Source organism: Amycolatopsis sp. VC5-11 (assembly GCF_037034185.1).
Lineage (GTDB): Bacteria > Actinomycetota > Actinomycetes > Mycobacteriales > Pseudonocardiaceae > Amycolatopsis > Amycolatopsis nivea.
Genome location: NZ_JBAGKF010000030.1, coordinates 38,338 through 56,666 on the forward strand (window position 1 = coordinate 38,338; position 18,329 = coordinate 56,666).

Below are 18,329 nucleotides of genomic sequence, written 5' to 3' on the forward strand. Positions count from 1 at the left end.
TGGTGAATTCATACCCAGCGGGGCGGTGTGCAGCGAGGCGCGTGTTTCCTCGCGTGAACACGTGGCTACTGCGGAACCTTGCAGGCGCCGCCGTCCCGTGCCCAACGTGAGAGGGACCTGCATGTCCGACGCGACGAATGCGGGGCAGTCCGGCGGCGAAACCGCGACGCTGCGCCTGCCGAGTGGCGAGCACGAGTTCAAGGTCGTCAACCCGGTCGAGGGCGCGCCGGGGATCGAGCTGGGAAAGCTGCTGGCGCAGACGGGGTACATCACCTACGACCCCGGGTTCGTCAACACCGGCGCCGCGTCGTCGGCCATCACCTACATCGACGGTGATGCGGGCATCCTGCGCTACCGCGGCTACCCGATCGAGCAGCTGGCGGAGAAGTCCACCTTCATCGAGGTGTCCTACCTGCTCATCTACGGCGAGCTGCCGACCGAGGCCCAGCTGGCCGACTTCACCGAGCGGATCCAGCGGCACACCCTGCTGCACGAGGACCTCAAGGCGTTCTTCTCCGGCTTCCCGCGCGACGCGCACCCGATGCCGGTGCTGTCCAGCGCCGTTTCCGCGCTGTCGACCTTCTACCAGGACTCGCTGAACCCGTTCGACGAGCCCAACGTCGAGCTGTCCACCATCCGCCTGCTGGCGAAGGTGCCGACGCTCGCGGCGTACGCGTACAAGAAGTCCGTCGGCCAGCCGCTGCTGTACCCGGACAACTCGCTGGGCCTGGTCGAGAACTTCCTGCGGATGACGTTCGGCTTCCCGGCCGAGCCGTACGAGGTCGACCCGGACGTCGCGAAGGCGCTCGACCTGCTGTTCATCCTGCACGCCGACCACGAGCAGAACTGCTCCACCTCCACGGTGCGGCTCGTCGGCTCGTCCGAGGCGAACCTGTTCGCCAGCATCTCGGCGGGCATCAACGCGCTGTTCGGCCCGCTGCACGGCGGTGCGAACGCGGCGGTGCTGGAGATGCTCGAGGGCATCCGCGACGACGGCGGCGATGTCGCGACGTTCGTCAACCGCGTGAAGAACAAGGAAAAAGGTGTCAAGCTCATGGGCTTCGGGCACCGGGTCTACAAGAACTACGACCCGCGCGCGAAGATCATCAAGAACACCGCGGACGAGATCCTCGGCAAGCTCAAGGGCGGCGACCAGCTGCTCGACATCGCCAAGAAGCTCGAGGAAACCGCCCTTTCCGACGACTACTTCGTCGAGCGCAAGCTGTACCCGAACGTGGACTTCTACACCGGTCTGATCTACCGCGCGCTCGGGTTCCCGACGAAGTTCTTCACCGTGCTGTTCGCGCTCGGCCGGCTCCCCGGCTGGATCGCGCACTGGCGCGAGATGATCAACGACCCGCAGACGAAGATCGGCCGCCCGCGCCAGATCTACACCGGCTACGCCTCCCGGGACTACACCCCGATGTCGGAGCGCTGAGCCGCTGCTTGGTGAAACGCCCCGCCGTGCTGTTGCGCGGCGGGGCGTTTATCGTTGTGCGACATGACGATGGAAGCGCCGGTCGTGCTGTGGTTCCGCCGGGATCTCCGGTTGCGGGACCACGCCGCGCTGTTCGAGGCGGCCAAGCACAGCAAGCACATTCTGGCGCTGTACGTGCTCGACGACCGGCTCCTCAAGCCGGCCGGTTCGCCTCGGGTCGCGTTCCTGCTGAATTCCTTGCGGGAGCTGGACAAAGCGTTGTCCGGCCGACTGATGGTGCGCTGCGGCGATCCGGTTCGGGAGGTCGTGGCCGCGGCACGGGAGATCCGGGCGGCAGCGGTGCACGTCTCCGCGGATACCGCACCATACGGACGCGAGCGTGACGGTGCCGTGGCTGAAGCCTTGGCAGAGCATCGAATTCAGTGGGTGCCGACGGGTTCTCCGTATGCCGTGACGCCGGGGCGGGTCACGAAACCGGACGGTACCCCGTATCGGGTGTTCACTCCGTTCTATCGCGCTTGGGCGCAGCACGGCTGGCCTCGTCCGGCGGAGACCGATGTGTCTATTGTGGACTGGGTCAAGCCTTCTTCCTCAGATCCTTTGCCGGAAACTCCGGAGGTGGAGTGCGAGCTTCCGACGGCGGGGGAGGACGCCGCGTTGGCGGTGTGGCAGGAGTTCCTTTCCGACGGTCTCGCGGATTACGCGACCGAACGCGATCGTCCGGATCATGCTGGCACCACCAGGCTTTCGCCCTACCTGCGCTGGGGTGCGATCCATCCGCGGACGATGCTGGCCGACCTGGCCGGGAAACGCTCCGAGGGCGCGCAGGCGTTGCGGTCCGAACTGTGCTGGCGCGAGTTCCACGCCGACGTCCTGTGGAACCGACCGGAAACCGCGCGGCAGAACTACGACCGGCGGTTCGACGGAATGCGTTACGACACCGGGAAAACCGCGCGGGAGATGTTCGCGCTGTGGTGCGAAGGCCGGACCGGCTACCCGATCGTCGACGCCGGAATGCGGCAGCTGCTGGCCGAGGGCTGGATGCACAACCGGGTCCGGATGATCGTGGCGAGTTTCCTGGTGAAGGACCTGCATCTGCCGTGGTGGTGGGGCGCGCGGCACTTCATGAAACATCTGGTGGACGGCGATCTGGCGTCGAATCAGCTGAACTGGCAATGGGTCGCCGGTTCCGGGACGGACGCCGCACCGTACTTCCGGATCTTCAATCCGACCACGCAGGGCCAGAAATTCGACCCGCAGGGCGATTACGTGCGCCGGTATGTGCCGGAATTGCGTGGCGTGGAAGGGAAAGCGGTGCACGTGCTGAAGGAGCGGCCGGAGGGGTATCCGGAGCCGATCGTGGACCACGCGGAGGAGCGGCAGGTCGCGTTGCAGCGGTACGGGGCGATTACGGGGTCTTAGTGTCGTGTGCCCGTTCGTGGCTTTCCGCCAGCGACAGGCCGCGTTGCCGTTCCTCGATGATCGTCCAGAACCGCGGGCACTTCAGCGGATCGCTGGCCGGACAGTGCCGTCCGTGTTCGAGCGCGGCTTGGGCGATCTCGATGCGGCGTTGCTGCTCGGCCAGTTCGGCGAGTTTGCCGTCGATCATTTCCTGGCGGCTCGGCTGTTCTCCGGTGAGGAAACGGCCGATTTCGGACAGCGTGAAGCCGATTTCCTGGAAGAACAGCAGCACGCCGACGTCCTTGACCGCGGACTCGGCGTAACGCCGCCGGCCCGCTTCCCGTTCCGCCGGGCGTACGAGACCGAGTTCGTCGTAGTAACGCAGCGCGCTCGTCGGCACGCCGGTGCGCTCGGCCAGTTCGCCGATGGACAGGGTCGCAGTCATTTGACTTCAAGCGTACTCGAAGTGGTTCGCTCGCCCCATGAATGTTTTGGAGCGCGCTCTGCGCTGGTGGGGCCCGCGTGGCGGGATCGCGCAGTTCCACCAGCCAACCGGAGTTCCGGGACACGTTGCCGGATTGATCATGGGGCGGCGGTCGTCGAATGTGACGCGTAATCGCTGGGCGGTGCGGTTGCTCGACATCCAGCCGTCCGAACGGGTTCTCGAACTCGGCTGTGGTCCGGGCGTGGCCGTTGCCGCACTGGCGGACCGGGCGGCGCTGGTGGTCGGCGTCGACCACTCGTCGGTGATGATTCGGCAAGCACGGCACCGAAACCGGTCGGCGGTCCGGGCCGGGCGGGTGCGTTTGGTGTGCGCTTCGGTCGAGAATCTGGCGTTCGGCGAAGGGCCGTTCGACGCCGCGTTGGCCGTCAACACGCTGGGCATGTGGCCGGAGCCGGTTGCCCGGCTGCGAGAACTGGCCCGGTTGTTGCGTCCTGGCGGGCGCATTGCGCTGGTATCTCAACCACGGCAGCCTGGTGTCACCTCGGCTGCGGTGGTCGAGGAGGCTGGCTTTTCCCGGCTCCGCACCGAAATGCTCGGCTTGGATCCGCCAGTCGTGTGCGTACTGGCAGTGTCTGACTGAGCACGTCCGCCGGATCGAACTCATCCGGGACTCCTTGGCCGCGGGACTGTCCACCGGTCCTAACGGCGCAACGCGTCAACCAACCGCACCCGGCTGCCCACGCGAAGTACCCCATTCCGGTAGACGCGCGCCCCCACCCAGGTGACCACCGCGATCAGCGCGACAGTCAGCACCAGCGACAGCGCGATTTCCCAAGCCTCGACCGTGCCGAGCGCGATCCGGGCGGGCATCAGAACCGGCGACAGCAACGGAATCAGCGACACGATCCGTGTCGCCGCCCCCTGCGGTGCTTGCGTCAGCAGGTTGATCCCCGCGACAAACCCGATGACCAGCGCGATATTCACCGGCCCGACCACAGCCTGCGTGTCCTCCTGGCGGGACACGAGAGCACCAGCCGCGCCGTAGAGCATGGCGTAGAGGAGGAAGCCCAGCAGATACCAGACGAGTCCCCAGCCCAGCGTCCCCAACGCGACGCTCGAAATCGAGAACACTCCGGAAACGCCGCCGGCCACCAAACCCGCCACGGCGAGGATCGCGAGCTGGGTCAACCCGACCAAGCCGAGCCCGATGACCTTGCCCAGCAGCAAATGCACCGGCCGGACCGTCGCCAGCAGGATCTCCACCACGCGGCTGGATTTCTCCTCGACCACGCCCTGCGCGACGAACATTCCATACGTCATGATGCTGACGTACAACAGAATCGCGACCACGATCCCGGTCACGAGTTTCGTCCCGGCTTGCGGATCGGCCGGCTCGAGAGCCTGGATGTCGGCGTGGGTGGCGGACACGGCCTGGTGCACGGCGGCGGGGTCGAGGTTCGCGGAGTACAGCTGAGCGTCGAGGACCTGTTGCTGCGCGATGGCGTCCAGCGCTGTCTGCAGCTTCGAGTCCAAAGTGGACTTCACGGTCATCCGCGGCCGGGAGGCGCTGCCGGACACGAGCGCGTCCACGTCGCCGTCGCGGACCTGGGTGAGTCCGTCCGATTCGGACTGTACGAGGACGATCTTGAGGTTCCGGTCGTTGTTCTCCAGTTGCGTGGCGATGCCCTGCGCTTGCCCGGCGAGCGCGACTTTCGTGGTCGACCGGTCGTGGGCGAGGAACACTTGCAGCGTGACGTAACCCAGCAGGAGCAACAGCATCACCGCGGTGCTGACCACAAAGGACCGGGTGCGCAGCCGCGCGTTGAGCTCCCGTTTGGCCACCAGCCGCACCGCGCGGTTGGGACGGATCCGGTTCATCGAGGTGCTCCCGGCGTGGCGACGGAATCGCGGAACAGCTCGGCCAGCGTACGGCGGCGGTGGCTGAATTCCGTCACCGGGCCAGTGGCCAGCGCGGCGGCGAGCACGGCCTGGTCGTCGGCACTCGGCGACAGCTCCAGCACCGTCGTGCTGCCGCGGTTCTCGACGACGCGGGCACCGGGAACCGTTGTCGCCCAACCAGGATTGGCACTGGGCGCGGTGACCACCAACCGGCGCGCGGCGTCGCGGGTCAGCTCGTCCACGGTGCCGACCGCGACCATCCGGCCGTCGCGGATGATGCCGACCCGGTCGCACAGCCGCTCCACGAGGTCGAGCTGATGGCTGGAAAACACCACCGGCGCGCCCGTCGCCGCCTTCTCCCGCAACACGCCGCTCAGCACGTCGACGGCGAGCGGGTCGAGGCCGGAAAACGGCTCGTCGAGCACGAGCAGCGCCGGGTCGTGCACCAGCGCGGCGGCGAGCTGTACGCGCTGCTGATTGCCGAGGCTGAGCTTCTGGATGTCGTCCTTGCGCCGCGGCCCGAGCCCAAGCCGCGCGATCCACAACTCGGCCGCGCGGTGTGCGTCGTTGGTGCTGAGGCCGTGCAGTTCGGCGAGGTAGACGAGCTGGTCGATGACCTTCATTTTCGGGTACAGACCGCGCTCTTCGGGCATGTACCCGATCTGCGCGCGGGTGTCGTGCGTGACCGGCCGCCCGGCGAACCGCACCTCGCCGGAGTCGGCAGCGAGCACGCCGAGCGCGATCCGCATCGTGGTGGTTTTGCCCGCCCCGTTGCTGCCGACGAACCCGAACAACTCGCCGGGAGCCGCGGTGAAACTCACGCCGTCGAGCGCGGTTTTCGTGCCGAACCGCTTGCTGATCCGGTCGATCTCCAGCGTCACGCGTCCCCCTCCAGCGGCGCACGGCTGAACACGGCCTCCACCGGCAGGTCGAACACCGCGCAGATGCGCAACGCCAGGTCGAGACTGGGATAATGGTCCCCGCGCTCCAGCGCCCCGATCGTCTGCGGATTGACCTCGACCGCCCCGGCGAGCTCCGCCCGGCTCATCCCGCGCTCCGCACGCAACCCCGCCAGCCGGTTGTGGATCGGCAGCACCTTGCCACGCCGCACCGGGCTCATGGACCGCACTGTTGCAAAAACCCAACGACCCGTCAAGCTGCCTTGCCGGTAGTTGTCCGCCCCAATGTGGCATTGGGTGCATGGGACGCACCCAATGTGGCGTTCGGTGCATCTGACGCACCCAATGCCACATTGGGGCGCTTGCCGGTCAGGCCGCGTGATGGCGGATCACGGATGGACGTGGGCGGCGTGCCGCGGCTTCGTGCGCGGCGCGGAGCTCTGCCGCTACCTGGGCTGGTTCGGTGCGCAACCTGATCGGAAGCGTCTGGAGAACGACAATGCCCGACGCTGCGTAGCGCGCATTCCTCTCGAGGGTGGCGGAGTAGTCGTCCCATTTCTCGTGCCAGGCTCGTGAGTCGATCTCCCAGGCGAATGCCACGTCGTCCCACCATGCATCGGGTCTGGCGACGAACTCGCCCGCGTCGGTAGTGACTACGACGTTCCACTCGGCTTCGGGCAGGCCGGTCGCTTTCCAGATTTCCCAAGCATCGGCCTCCGCGACAGACTGCGTACCTGCTAGAAGCGCGGTCAGTGCGCGGCGTGGCAGCGCAGACCCGCGCTGGCTTCCACGGCTTAGCTCGCGAGTCAGCTGCTCTAACGTGCAACGCCGTCGTTGGACAGACTCGGCCAAGAGCGCTCGGACGGCATCGAAATCGCGGATTCGCCTGACTGCGTCCAGCACCGCGCGGTACGCGGGCGCTACCGGCACCCCGTTCCTGACGACGGGGTGGGGAAGTCGAGTTGTGCGTTCCACGAGCATGAAGCCCACGCTGCTTACTTCCCGTCTGTCCGGAAGCAGCAGGTGAATCTGGTCGGGTTCGGGGACTCGGCTGAGCCCGTGCATCCGTGCCGCCCACATGCCTGTCACCATCGAGCCAGGGCCGCCTCGCAACAACGCTGCTTCCATCTGCTGTGCTGAATCCGGCTCGCACGGGAGCAGCAGCACGACACCTGGCAAGATCCGTCGCCAGGGACCGCCGGGGAGACAGCGACGATAAATGCTGCTCCTGGACATGCCCAGTTCCTCAAGCTCGGCGGTTCGGACGACCTTCCCCGCGGCTTCGTGCAGCACCGGGTGCCGCTCCCAGTTTCCTTTGCGCATCCGTCCAGATTGTGCGGTCATCGAGAAATGCGCGAGTAAAACGCGCGCGAGCGGTCCCCTCGTGCGTGAATACCGCGACAACCACCCGGTCGGGTTGCTGGCCCCAATGTGGCATTGGGTGCATGCGACGCACCCAATGTGGCGTTCGGTGCATCTGACGCACCCAATGCCACATTGGGGCTGCGCTCGCCGCGAGGGTCAGGACAGTCCGGCCAGCGTTTTCTCCACCAGTTCCGCCACCCGCTCACGAGCGGCTTCAGCGTCGGCCGGGACGAGCGCCAACCGGGTGCGGCGTTCGAGGACGTCCTCGACGGTCGCCGCGCCCTCGTGGCGGACGGCCCACACCACCTCGGCCGCGGTGATTTCCGTCGACGCGCACAGCGGGGCCGCGAATTCCGGCTCCAGTTCGCCGAGCGCTGCCACGCGGGGTGCTTCGGTGCCGTACTTGGCCACCAGCCGCGCAGGAGCGTCCACAAGCGACAGTCGCGAGCGCGGTGCGGCACCGAGCAGTGGCAGCTTCGAGGTCCGCGACGGGCCTGCGGGCAATCCGGCGTGCGTCAAGGCGGCGTCGACGGCGTCTTCGGCCATGCGTCGGTACGTCGTCAGCTTCCCGCCGACCACGGTGAGTACGCCGTCGGAACCGGTGACTACCGCGTGTTTCCGCGAGAGGTCCGCGCTGCGTCCGGCGGAACCGGAGACCAGCGGCCGCAATCCGGCATAGGAACCGATCACGTCAGAAGCGGTCAACGGGCGGTCCAGGACCGAAGACGCTGTCGACAGCAGGAAGTCCACATCGGACTCGGGAACCGTCGGGACGTCCGGGACTCCGCCGGATACCGGCTCGTCGGTGAGTCCTAAGTAGACCCGTCCGTCGAGCTGCGGCAGCAGGAACACGAACCGGTTGGTCTCGCCGGGAACCGGGATGTTGACCGACGTCGCTCCGACCCGGACGGTGTCCGGCGCGAGCACCAGGTGCGATCCGCGGGAAGGCCGCAGCTGCACAGAGTCAGTCAGGGTGTCCGCCCAGACGCCGGTAGCGTTGATGACCTGCCGCGCGCGCAGCGTGTACGACGAAGTGCCGTCACTTACCTGAGCCTCGTTGCCAGACAAGGAAACCGCCGACAAGCGCGGGAGAATCCGAGCGCCGAGCAACGCCGCGGTACGGGCGATGTTGACCACGAGGCGCGCGTCGTCAACCAACGCACCGTCGTACGCCAGCAGGGCGCCGCGAAGGCCGCCGGGGGCGAGGCCAGGGGACAGGGCCAGCGCCTCGGCAGCGGGGATCCGGCGCGGCCCGGGCAGCACGGACGACGGGGTACGCGCGGCGCGCCGCAACCCGTCGCCAGCCCGGAGACCGGCGGCGATCAATGCCTGCTGCGCAGCGGAAGTGCCGGGGTAGAGCGGAAAGAGCTGCGGCATCGCGCGCGTGAGGTGCGGCGCGGTGCGCGTCATGAGGATCCCGCGCTCCACGGCGCTCTCGTGGGCAAGCCCGAGTTCGCCCTTCGCGAGGTACCGCAATCCGCCGTGCACGAGTTTGCTGGACCAGCGTGACGTGCCGAACGCGAGGTCGTGCGCCTCCACGAGCGCGACGGAGAGCCCCCGCGCGGCCGCGTCGAGCGCGATGCCCGCGCCGGTGACTCCGCCGCCGACCACCAGGATGTCGACGCGTTCGCCGTCGACCAGCCGGGACAGTTCGCGCTCGCGGCGGCGCGCGTTGAGGGATCCGGTGCTCATGGTTTCAACCCCGATTCGACCAGATGCCGGAATTCGGCGAGCAGCGCGGCCTCGTCGACGTCGGCGGTGGCCGGGCGCAGCGAGAACGCGAACGACTGCACGACCAGCAGCACCGATCGCGCCTGCGCGGCGACCCCGGCGACGCGCACCGAGCCATCTCGGTGCCCTTCTTCGAGCAGGCTTCGGAGCACGTGCTCGGCGAAGTGCTGAGTCGCACCGAGCCGCTCGACGATGTACGGCAGCACCAGCTCGGCGTCGACGTCCAGCAGCGTCCGGAACAGCGGATCGGCCGACAGCGCGCCGACGCTCGCCGCCGCCAGGTGCACGATGCGGTCGCGCGCGTGCGCGGTCTGGTCGCCGGTCTCGGTCACCCGTTGGAGCAGGCCGCTGAACTCGCGCGTCATCAGCGCGGCGAGGACACTGCGGACATCGGGGAACCGCCGGTACACCGTCATGCGGCTGACCTGCGCGGTTCGGGCGATTTCGGCCAGCGTGGTGCGCCGGACGCCGACCGCGAGCACGCACTGGCGCGCGGCGTCGAGGAGCTCGTCGTCGGCGACGCGAGCCGAGGTCGGGCGGCTGCGGGCGTCCGCGAGCGCGGAGGGGGCCGCTCCCGGGCGGGAGTGACGTTTGACGTCCATGTGTCACACTGTAGTCGTGAGCGATCTCATCAACCACCGCATCCGGCGTTCGTGGACCGAACAAGGCGCGGCCTCGGCCGGTCTGCCCGACCGCGCCGTCCGGTGGCTTGGCCAGCGTATCGGCCAGGTCGGCCCGGATCGAGGAGGGAAAACCGGCGCTCCGAGGCCGGTCGCGGACTCCGCGCTGACTGTGCCCGTCCGTACCGAGTTCGAGGAACTTCTCGGCGCGGACCACGTGCTGGTCGATCCTCAGGAGCGGCTCGGCCGCACCGGTGGTCTGTCCTATCTGGACCTGCTGCACGCGCGGGCAGGCGACGAGGTGCCGGTGCCGGACGCGGTGCTGCTGCCCGCGGACCCGGACCAGGTGCAGGCCGTGCTGGACGTCTGCGTGCGGCACGACATCGGCGTGGTCCCGTTCGGCGGCGGCACGTCGGTGGTCGGCGGGGTCGCGGCGCTGCGCGGCGACAAGGCCGCGGTGGTGGTGCTGGACCTGGTGCGGCTCGACGAGCTGGTGTCGGTGGACCCGGTGTCGCGGATCGCGGTGCTGCAGGCCGGCGTGCGCGGCCCGGAGGCGGAGCGGCTGCTCGCGGCGCACGGATACACGCTCGGCCACGTGCCGCAGTCGTTCGAGCGCGCGACCATCGGAGGCTTCGCGGCCACGCGTTCGGCCGGGCAGGCGTCGTCCGGTTACGGCCGGTTCGAGGACATGGTCGCCGGGGTCCGGCTGGCCACGCCGAAGGGCGAGTGGCGGCTCGGCGTCGCGCCGGCGTCCGCGGCCGGACCGGATCTGCGGCAGCTGGCGGTCGGCAGCGAGGGCACGCTTGGCGTGATCACCGAGGTCGCGCTGCGGGTCCGGCCGTTGCCCGAGCAGCGGCATTACGAGGGCTGGATCGTCGACGGCTGGGAGGCCGGAGCGGCGGCAGTGCGGAAGCTCGCGCAGGACCACGCGCTGGCGGACGTCACCCGGCTGTCCGATGTGGACGAGACGAACGTGTCGTTCTCGCTCAACGCCGGGCTGAAGACCACGGCACTCAAGACGTACCTGGCGGCGCGCGGGATCAAGAACCCGTGCCTGCTGATCGTCGGCTGGGAAGGAGACGTCGCTCGGCGTCGCCGCCGGACGTCGGCGATGCTCAAATGTTCCGGTGCCGTGCGGATCGGCAAGGTGCTCGGCGAATCCTGGCGGCACGGCCGGTTCAACGGCCCTCGGCAGCGCGACGCGTTGCTCGATCTCGGCGTGTGCGTGGAAACCCTTGAGACCGCGGCGTATTGGTCCAATTTGGACGAACTGCACGACGCGGTGCGCGCGGCATTGGTGGCCTCGCTGGGCCGGGCGATCGTGATGTGCCACGTTTCGCACGCTTACGAAACCGGTGCGTCGCTGTACTTCACCGTGCTGACCTCGCGCGACGACACCGATCCGGTCGGACAGTGGCAGCGCGCGAAAGCGGCGGCGTGCGAGGCGATCACCGGCATCGGGACGATCAGCCACCACCACGCGGTCGGGGTCGACCACGCGCCGTACCTGGAGGCGGAGATCGGCCGGATCGGGCTGGACGTGCTGCGCGCGGCCAAGTCCGCGGTGGACCCGACCGGGATCCTGAACCCCGGAAAACTGCTCGGCTGAACGCGCCCGCGCGGGCAGACTGGCGCGGGTGAGCGATGCAGTGGGTTCCTTTCCGCAATACGAAGTGTTCGCCGACGAATTCCTCGACCACGCGCAGAACGGGTTCTACAACGCGCACTACGACCGTCCGGCCTGCCTCGAATTACTGGGCGACGTCGCCGGGCAGCACGTCCTCGACGCCGCGTGCGGTCCCGGCCTCTACGCCGAAGAACTGACCGCCCGCGGCGCACGAGTGACCGGCTTCGACCTCAGCCCGCGCATGGTCGAGCTGAGCCGCGAGCGGGTGCCGGCGGGCGAGTTCCGCGTCCAGGACCTGGCCGAACCGCTGAGCTGGCTGCCGGACGCGTCGGTCGACCAGGTGCTCTTCGCCCTCGCGCTGGAGTACGTGGACGACCGGGTCGGCGCGCTGCGCGAGTTCCGCCGGGTGCTCCGGCCGGGCGGCGCGCTGGTGCTGTCGAGGCAGCATCCGACCGGCGACTGGCTCCGGCACGGCGGCAACTACTTCGACGTCCGGGTGATCGAGGAGGTCTGGAGCCGCGGCTGGAAGGTGCGGTACTGGCTGGCTCCGCTGGAACGCACCTGCGAGGAATTGCGCGAGGCCGGGTTCCTGATCGAGCAGCTGCGCGAGGGACGTCCGTCCGACGAGGCTGCCTTGGTCGATCCGGAGCGGCACGCCCGGCTGGCGCGGGAACCGCTCGGCTTCCTCACCGTGCGCGCGATTCCGCGGGTCAGCTAAAGGTGCGCTCCGGCGGCAGGACGGTGCAGGCGAGACCGTGTCCAGCCGCCGGTTCGCCGATAAGCGAGGCCGCGTCCGCCTGGGCGACGTCGGCGACGCGAACTGGGGATCCGTTGACCAGCAACGGAAACCGGATCGGCGAGGCACCGACGTAAGCGTGCACTCCGGATAGCAGCACGCCGTCCAGCCGGATGTCGGCGTGGTCCAGCATCGCCAGGTCGTACCGATTGCCGCGGCCCTCGCAGACGTCCAGCACTGCCAGTTGTTCCGGCGTCGCGAACCAGACGAAGTGGTCCTCCGTCACGCCCGGCAGCGCGGTGAGCGTTGCCGGGCGCTGGCCGTCGCGTTGCCGCAGCCCGGCGGCCCACACCGCGGCGAGCCCGGTGCACTGCACGCGCGCCGCGACGACCGGTCCGGTCAGACCGAGCTGGCTGCGCAACCAGGTGATCTTCGACGGGCACGCGTTCGACCCGTACGCGAGCACCGGCGTGCGCGAACGCCACCCCGGCGGCGCGGTGTCCAGGGCGTGGCCGGCACCGTCGAGGTGCACGAACGAACAATCCGGCCGGGTTCCCGGGTACGGGTCGGCCGGATAGTCCGCGTCGGCGAAAAGGATCAGAACTCCACCACGCTGCGCAGCACGTCGCCGTGGTGCATACGCTCGAAAGCCTGCTCCACGCCGTCGACGCCGATCCGCTCCGTGACGAACTTGTCCAGCGGCAGCCTGCCCTGCAGGTACAGGTCGACCAGCATCGGGAAGTCCCGCGACGGCAGGCAGTCGCCGTACCACGACGACTTCAGCGAACCGCCGCGCGAGAAGAAGTCGATCAGCGGCAGGTCGTTGAGCTTCATGTCCGGCGTGGGCACGCCGACCAGCACGACGGTGCCGGCGAGGTCGCGGCCGTAGAACGCCTGCCGCCAGGTCTCCGGGCGGCCGACCGCGTCGATCACGACGTCCGGGCCGAACGAGTTCGTCGCGTCCTGCATCGCGGCGACCACGTCCTCCTCGCTCAGGCCGCGGCTGTTGACCGTGTGCGTGGCCCCGAAGTCCTTGGCCCACTGGAGTTTCCGGTCGTCGGTGTCGATGGCGACGATCGTGGTCGCCCCGGCCAGCTGCGCACCCGCGATGGCCGCGTCACCGACGCCGCCGCACCCGATCACCGCGACCGAATCGCCGCGCCCGACCGAGCCGGTGTTGATCGCCGCACCCAGTCCGGCCATCACGCCGCAGCCCAGCAGCCCGGCGACGGCGGGTTCGGCCCGCTCGTCGACCTTGGTGCACTGTCCACTGTGGACGAGCGTCTTCCCGAGGAACGCGCCGACGCCCAGCGCGGGGGACAGCTTCGTGCCGTCGGTGAGGGTCATCGGCTGCTCGGCGTTGAAAGTCGAGAAGCAGTACCAGGGCTTGCCGCGTTTGCAGGCCCGGCAAGTGCCGCAGACCGCACGCCAGTTGAGGATCACGTAGTCGCCGGGCGCGAGATCGGTGACGCCCGCGCCGACCTTGTCCACCCGCCCCGCGGCCTCGTGCCCGAGCAGGAACGGGAACTCGTCGTTGATCCCGCCCTCGCGATAGTGCAGGTCGGTGTGGCACACCCCGCACGCCTGCACCGAGACGACCGCCTCGCCCGGTCCGGGATCCGGCACCACCACTGTCTCGAGCGTGACCGGCTCACCCTTGGCCCGCGACACCACTCCCTGGACCTCGTACGGCATGCGCACAACCTTTCACCCGCGACGGCGTTCTCGAGCGCAGCTAATCACGGATCATGCGCATATCGCCATAGCCCGGATCGGTTCCGCTATTCGCCGGTCGCACCGTCGGCAAGCTCGCGGACCACATCCAACTGCCCCACATGCCGCGCGTACTCCTGCAGCACGTGGAAGAGGATCCAGCTCAATGCCGGGGGCCGCTCCGGCGAATCGAAGCGACCGCCGCCGCGGGCGATGTCCTGGAGCTGCGCACCGGACACGATCGCCCGGGAGTCCGCGCACGCGTCCAGGAAGAGCGTCCGGATCTGGTCCGCCGATTCCTCCGCGCCGACCGACCACTTCCCGGTCTCGGGGTCGTTCTCTCCCCAGACCGGATCGATGTGCTCGCCCAGGAATCCCCAGCGCAGCCACCGGCGCTCCACGAACGCGAGGTGCTTGAGCAGCTCGAGCGGGGTCCAGCCCGACGGCAGCCTGCTGGTGCGCAACTCGTCGTCGGACAGGCCGTCCAGCTTGCGCAGCAGCGTGTCGCGGTAGTAGTCGAGGTAAGCGAGCAGCAGCTCGCGGGGGTCCGACAGACTGTCCGGAGGCTCGGTCACGGACGGCACCTTAGCCCCGCGGCGGCCGGGCGAACCAGCCAATAATCACGGCGTGATGAGGTAAACCACGCCGCCCGGACCGCCGGCCACCGCGCCGCTTTCGGTGTGCCGCTTCGTGCGCTGCCAGATCTTCTCGAACTGGTCCCGCTTGTACACCGTGCGCACGCGGCCGTCCGAGCTGGACGCCGGGTCGTTCGCGATCACGTCGCCCGCCTGGGTGAAGCCGACGACGACCATCAGGTGGCCGGCCGTGCCGTAGCCCGCGCCGTCGAGTTCGCTGGCCAGGAACGACTGCGAGGTGATCACCGGGATGCCGCGCGCGATGTAGTCCTCGAGTTCGTTGAGGTCGTGCAGTCGCGTGATGTGTCCGCGCAGTCCGAGCGAAGCGGCGTATGCGGTGTTGAACGGCCAGTTGCCGGTGCCGTCGTACGCGTAGTCGTAGGTGCCGCGCGCGGCGTAGACGACTGACCGGTCCTGGTAGTCCGCCGGGATCCAGTCCATCTGCTGCTCGGTCGGCTTGCGGCCCCAGTACTCGGCGACCATCTCGGTCGACGTCGGGCTGCACCAGGCTTCCCCGCCGCCGCCGTACTGCGGGAACTGTCCTTTGTGGATGTTCTGGGCGAACGGCGGCACCTTCAGCTCGATCCCGCGCGCCCGGCCGGGCTTGGTGGTCTGTACGTCGAACCGGTCCGGAACGTTCGAGGTCATCGCGCCGAGCGAGGACAGGGTCGGCGTGGTCGGCGAACCCTGCTCGCGGTAGAGCGTCACGCGCAGCTGGTACGAGCGCAGCGTGACGCCTGCCTTCGTGGCGAGTGTGTCGACGTCGACCGAGGCGTTGTCGTCGCTCTGCCCGTCGACGCTGGTGCGGTGGATGTCCGCGTCCCCGCTGGCCCAGCGGCCCATCGTGTACCAAGTGGTCTCGGCCCCGGCGGAAGTCCGGCCGCGGGCCTGCACCTCGAGCCACGTCTTGGCCGGGGTGCGCGCGTTCCACGACGCGATCAGCTGCGTCGCGTCGAAGCCCTGCCGGTACTTCGGCGACGTCCAGGTGCCGTAGTCGTAGGTGCGCGTGGTGCCGAGCCCCGGTTCGGTGTGCGCGACGCTGCCGGCCGGATGCGTGATCCGCAGCCCGCCGTAGCCGAAGCCGAGCCCGTCGAGCCTGCCCGCGAAGAACGAGCCGGACGACCATTCGTGGTAGTCGATGGCCTCGTCGTTACGCGCGTGCCGCGGTTCCGCGGCGGCCTGAGCCGCACCAGCCGTGAGCATGACGATGGACAGTAACGTGACCAACCCGCGAACCCGCATTCCGGCTCCGTCCCCAGACCCCAGTGGTAGCCAAAGATTTTCGCCTTCCGGAGCGGGTAAGTAAAGAGCCGCCGCTACAACACTGCTTGCGTCTGGGTGATTTTCGCGGCGAGCTTGCCGTCGTCGTCGCGGATTTCGGTCTCGACGACCACGACGCGGCGTCCAGCGTGCAGTGGTCTGGACGACGCGGTGGCGTACCCCGAACGGACGCCGCGCAGGAAGTTCGTCTTGGACTCCAGCGTCGTCGTGCCCTGCGCGCCCTCGGGAAGATTGAGGAACGCGCAGACGGCGCCGGTCGAATCGGCCAGCGCCATCAGCGCCCCGCCGTGCAGCACGCCGCCGAGCGTGCACAGCGATTCGTCCCACGCGAGCCGGCTGCGGACCAGGTCCGGGCCGTGCTCCAGCACCTCGATGCCGAGCCGCTCGCTGAACGGCATCGTTTGGTGGAACAGCTGCGTGCCTTCGACGTCGGTCATGCCGAGCAGTCAACCGCAGCCGGGCGCGTGGCGTCGATTACCTCGAAGGTAATCAGCTGAGCGGGTTAGTCAGCAGCAGTTCGGTGTTGCGGTCGCCCGCCTCGCCGACGTGGCTGAGGTTCGCGTGGATGTCGTTGTAGGAGAACTCGCGGTACATCGAGGCGAGCGCGTCGGGGGTGCGGGCGGAGTAGTCCACGGCGTACGGGGCGTCGGCCTCGATGAGCGTGGTGAACACCGACAGCGTGCCGTCGTGGTTGTCGGCCAGTTCGATGATCCGCGCGTGCTGCGGGAAGTCGATGTGGCTGGCGGTGTTGATCTCCCAGAAGCTCTGCGCCGGGGTTTTGCCGACGTGCGGGGTGATCTTGTTGAGGTGGGTGTGCCCGTTGACCCACGCCACGACGTTCGGGAAGCGCTGCAACATCGCGACGAACGTGTCGCCGCCCAGCCGCGGGTCGAGCAAGTGGCGCGCGTCGGGCAGGAGGTTGCCCATGGTGCCGCTGGTGTGGTGGCTGAAGAGGACGAACAGCTCGTCGGTGACGGAGTGGGTGACCTTGCGGCCGAAGAAGTCGTAGTACGTCGAGCTGTTGCGCTTCAGCGTCGCCTCGACCCAGTTGAACTGCGCCAGCCCGATCGAACCGTCGGCGAACCCGCCCTGCGTGGTGGTGTCGAGGCTGATCCCGGTGACGCCGGGCGCGATCCGGAAGGTGTAGTAGACGTTGCGCCCGTCGGAGTTGGCGTCGGTAAAGCCGTGCCCGACCGGCCCGGGCCCGGTGTTCTTCGTGGCCAGATGCGCCTTGACGAACTCCGAAGTGCTGAACGGACGCCGCCGCGCATCCGGCGTGACCTCGCGAATGGTGCCCCCGCCGAACAACTCGCCGAGCGGCACACTCTTGCCTTGTTGGATGGCGGTGCCAAGCTTGCGCGCGCTGCTCTCGTCCTTGCCGATGACCTTGTATTTGCCGGTGTACCAGCCCTCGATGCCCGGGATGCCCTCCGGCAACGTGCCGACGACGCTGTCGTCGTGATTGCCGAATGTGCAGTACCAAGGCAGGTTCAACCCAGGCGCGGTGAACGGCGCGATCCCGGCTTCGAGCAGCCCGGGGATCTGCGGAAAGCCCTTCTTGGTGTAGTCGTCGGCGAGCCGCGTGCCCGGATTCCAGAACTCCGGATTGCCCGACGCCTGGACCCCCTCGTAGCGGTTCGGATCGCCGGAGTTGGGCGTGATCGCGCCGCCGTTGAGCGTGGTGAGGAACCAGTCGAGCTCAAGCAGCTCGTGGTTGTCGGTGTTGTCGCCGGTAGTCATGACGAAGTCGAACTGCCGCCCGGTGAACGGCCCCGCGCGGAGGCTGTTGACCCGCTTGACGAGCGCACTGGTCGCCACGGTCCCGAGCGTTTCCTGCGGCCGATGCGCGGACCCGATGAACGGGTGCAGATACTCGAACCGAGCAGGCGATTCGGTGTCGGTGATATGCAGGTCAGTGAACTGCACGAACGCCCCGAGCGCAGTCCGCCGATCGTCGCGCCCGGCCTTGCCCGCTACGAGATCCGCCCGGACCGCAACCGGCCACCCAGGCCCGGCAGACAACCGCGAGTACCCGGTGGACGCCCCGGAAGCAGCCTGGTCAAGCGTGGTCCCCACAGTCCGCACGGCCCGCTGCGTGGTCCGCCTCAACGCCCGATCCAGCGCGTTGGCCGTGGGAGTGCACAGCAACAACCCCACCCCAGCCGCCCCCGCGGTGGTGAACGCCCGCCTGGTCAGTTCCGCCATGTTTTTCACTCCCCGTCTCGCCGCCCCTCGACGCTCCCGGACGCCCATGACGGGCCGGTGAACTAAGCTGAAGCAGAACGCGAAGGTCTCTCACATTTGCCGTGACAATGCGGGAGACTCTGTCACATCCGAGAGGCATGCCACTACCGCCGAACGGAGGGCGAGATGACGGCTGCCGCCAGTACGTGAGGGCCACCCTGAAGGAATCTGATTCCGTGAGGGTTCCCCTCACGACCCGCTCGCCCGCCCCCGCACCCGCCGCCCACCCGGGATGCGCCCCAATGCGGCATTGGGTGCGTCCCACGCACCGAACGCCACATTGGGTGCGTCAGAT

Annotated in this window: 18 protein-coding genes; 5 read left to right on the forward strand and 13 right to left on the reverse strand. The window is 68.6% G+C overall.

Translation table 11 applies throughout. The features are described 5' to 3' along the window. Positions 1–121 precede the first annotated feature (121 nt). Both WA670_RS43000 and WA670_RS43005 read left to right on the forward strand, forming a co-directional pair. Entirely contained in the window at positions 122–1,438 is a 1,317-nt protein-coding gene (locus tag WA670_RS43000; RefSeq protein ID WP_009083788.1) for a citrate synthase, read from the forward strand. A 63-nt stretch (positions 1,439–1,501) separates the two neighbouring features. Next, positions 1,502–2,860 (forward strand): cryptochrome/photolyase family protein, encoded by a 1,359-nt coding sequence (locus WA670_RS43005; RefSeq protein WP_336161911.1) that lies wholly within the window; start codon positions 1,502–1,504, stop codon positions 2,858–2,860. Here the strand turns inward: WA670_RS43005 and WA670_RS43010 are convergent. After that, positions 2,847–3,284, reverse strand: a complete 438-nt coding sequence (locus tag WA670_RS43010) for a MerR family transcriptional regulator (protein ID WP_336161912.1) — start codon at positions 3,282–3,284, stop codon at positions 2,847–2,849. The genes WA670_RS43005 and WA670_RS43010 overlap by 14 nt on opposite strands. Positions 3,285–3,321: 37 nt before the next feature. On the opposite strand from WA670_RS43010, the gene WA670_RS43015 reads away from it, so the two are divergent. After that, the gene (locus tag WA670_RS43015) at positions 3,322–3,924 is read left to right on the forward strand and encodes a class I SAM-dependent methyltransferase (protein WP_336161914.1); all 603 of its coding nucleotides are present in this window, start codon (positions 3,322–3,324) and stop codon (positions 3,922–3,924) included. A gap of 59 nt (positions 3,925–3,983) precedes the next feature. Here WA670_RS43015 and WA670_RS43020 read toward each other — a convergent pair whose 3' ends face one another. From WA670_RS43020 to WA670_RS43045, 6 genes are all read right to left on the reverse strand, one after another. Next, complete coding sequence (locus WA670_RS43020; RefSeq protein ID WP_336161916.1) at positions 3,984–5,162, reverse strand: ABC transporter permease; 1,179 nt, start codon at positions 5,160–5,162, stop codon at positions 3,984–3,986. Next, entirely contained in the window at positions 5,159–6,058 is a 900-nt protein-coding gene (locus WA670_RS43025; protein WP_336161928.1) for an ABC transporter ATP-binding protein, read from the reverse strand. The genes WA670_RS43020 and WA670_RS43025 overlap by 4 nt, the downstream gene beginning before the upstream one ends. 2 nt (positions 6,059–6,060) lie before the next feature. After that, the gene (locus tag WA670_RS43030) at positions 6,061–6,303 is read right to left on the reverse strand and encodes a helix-turn-helix transcriptional regulator (protein ID WP_037819875.1); all 243 of its coding nucleotides are present in this window, start codon (positions 6,301–6,303) and stop codon (positions 6,061–6,063) included. A gap of 148 nt (positions 6,304–6,451) precedes the next feature. Continuing rightward, positions 6,452–7,405: a hypothetical protein gene (locus WA670_RS43035; RefSeq protein WP_336161917.1), complete on the reverse strand. Its 954-nt coding sequence runs from the start codon at positions 7,403–7,405 to the stop codon at positions 6,452–6,454. Between the two features lie 198 nt (positions 7,406–7,603). After that, positions 7,604–9,139 (reverse strand): glycerol-3-phosphate dehydrogenase/oxidase, encoded by a 1,536-nt coding sequence (locus WA670_RS43040; RefSeq protein WP_336161918.1) that lies wholly within the window; start codon positions 9,137–9,139, stop codon positions 7,604–7,606. Continuing rightward, complete coding sequence (locus WA670_RS43045) at positions 9,136–9,780, reverse strand: TetR/AcrR family transcriptional regulator (protein ID WP_037810967.1); 645 nt, start codon at positions 9,778–9,780, stop codon at positions 9,136–9,138. The genes WA670_RS43040 and WA670_RS43045 overlap by 4 nt, the downstream gene beginning before the upstream one ends. 16 nt (positions 9,781–9,796) lie before the next feature. Between WA670_RS43045 and WA670_RS43050 the strand changes: the two genes are divergently transcribed. Together WA670_RS43050 and WA670_RS43055 are read left to right on the forward strand one after the other, a co-directional pair. After that, positions 9,797–11,407 carry an FAD-binding oxidoreductase gene (locus WA670_RS43050; RefSeq protein ID WP_336161920.1) on the forward strand — a complete coding sequence of 537 codons (1,611 nt, stop codon included), beginning with the start codon at positions 9,797–9,799 and terminating at the stop codon, positions 11,405–11,407. A gap of 28 nt (positions 11,408–11,435) precedes the next feature. Then, positions 11,436–12,143 (forward strand): class I SAM-dependent methyltransferase, encoded by a 708-nt coding sequence (locus WA670_RS43055; RefSeq protein ID WP_134665328.1) that lies wholly within the window; start codon positions 11,436–11,438, stop codon positions 12,141–12,143. Here WA670_RS43055 and WA670_RS43060 read toward each other — a convergent pair. The 6 genes from WA670_RS43060 to WA670_RS43085 all read right to left on the reverse strand — a co-directional run bounded on the left by WA670_RS43060 (position 12,136) and on the right by WA670_RS43085 (position 17,995). Next, complete coding sequence (locus tag WA670_RS43060) at positions 12,136–12,693, reverse strand: hypothetical protein (RefSeq protein ID WP_037810969.1); 558 nt, start codon at positions 12,691–12,693, stop codon at positions 12,136–12,138. The two genes, WA670_RS43055 and WA670_RS43060, sit on opposite strands and share 8 nt — an antisense overlap. Before the next feature lie 65 nt (positions 12,694–12,758). After that, positions 12,759–13,856: an S-(hydroxymethyl)mycothiol dehydrogenase gene (locus tag WA670_RS43065; RefSeq protein WP_037810970.1), complete on the reverse strand. Its 1,098-nt coding sequence runs from the start codon at positions 13,854–13,856 to the stop codon at positions 12,759–12,761. Between the two features lie 86 nt (positions 13,857–13,942). Further along, positions 13,943–14,449 (reverse strand): DinB family protein, encoded by a 507-nt coding sequence (locus WA670_RS43070; protein ID WP_336161922.1) that lies wholly within the window; start codon positions 14,447–14,449, stop codon positions 13,943–13,945. 45 nt (positions 14,450–14,494) lie between these two features. Continuing rightward, on the reverse strand, positions 14,495–15,751 hold the full coding sequence (locus WA670_RS43075; RefSeq protein WP_199817516.1) for a peptidase C39 family protein: 1,257 nt from the start codon (positions 15,749–15,751) through the stop codon (positions 14,495–14,497). A gap of 74 nt (positions 15,752–15,825) precedes the next feature. Next, positions 15,826–16,227, reverse strand: a complete 402-nt coding sequence (locus tag WA670_RS43080) for a PaaI family thioesterase (protein WP_037810973.1) — start codon at positions 16,225–16,227, stop codon at positions 15,826–15,828. 52 nt (positions 16,228–16,279) lie between these two features. Next, positions 16,280–17,995 carry a TIGR03767 family metallophosphoesterase gene (locus tag WA670_RS43085; protein ID WP_238604108.1) on the reverse strand — a complete coding sequence of 572 codons (1,716 nt, stop codon included), beginning with the start codon at positions 17,993–17,995 and terminating at the stop codon, positions 16,280–16,282. Positions 17,996–18,329 lie beyond the last annotated feature (334 nt).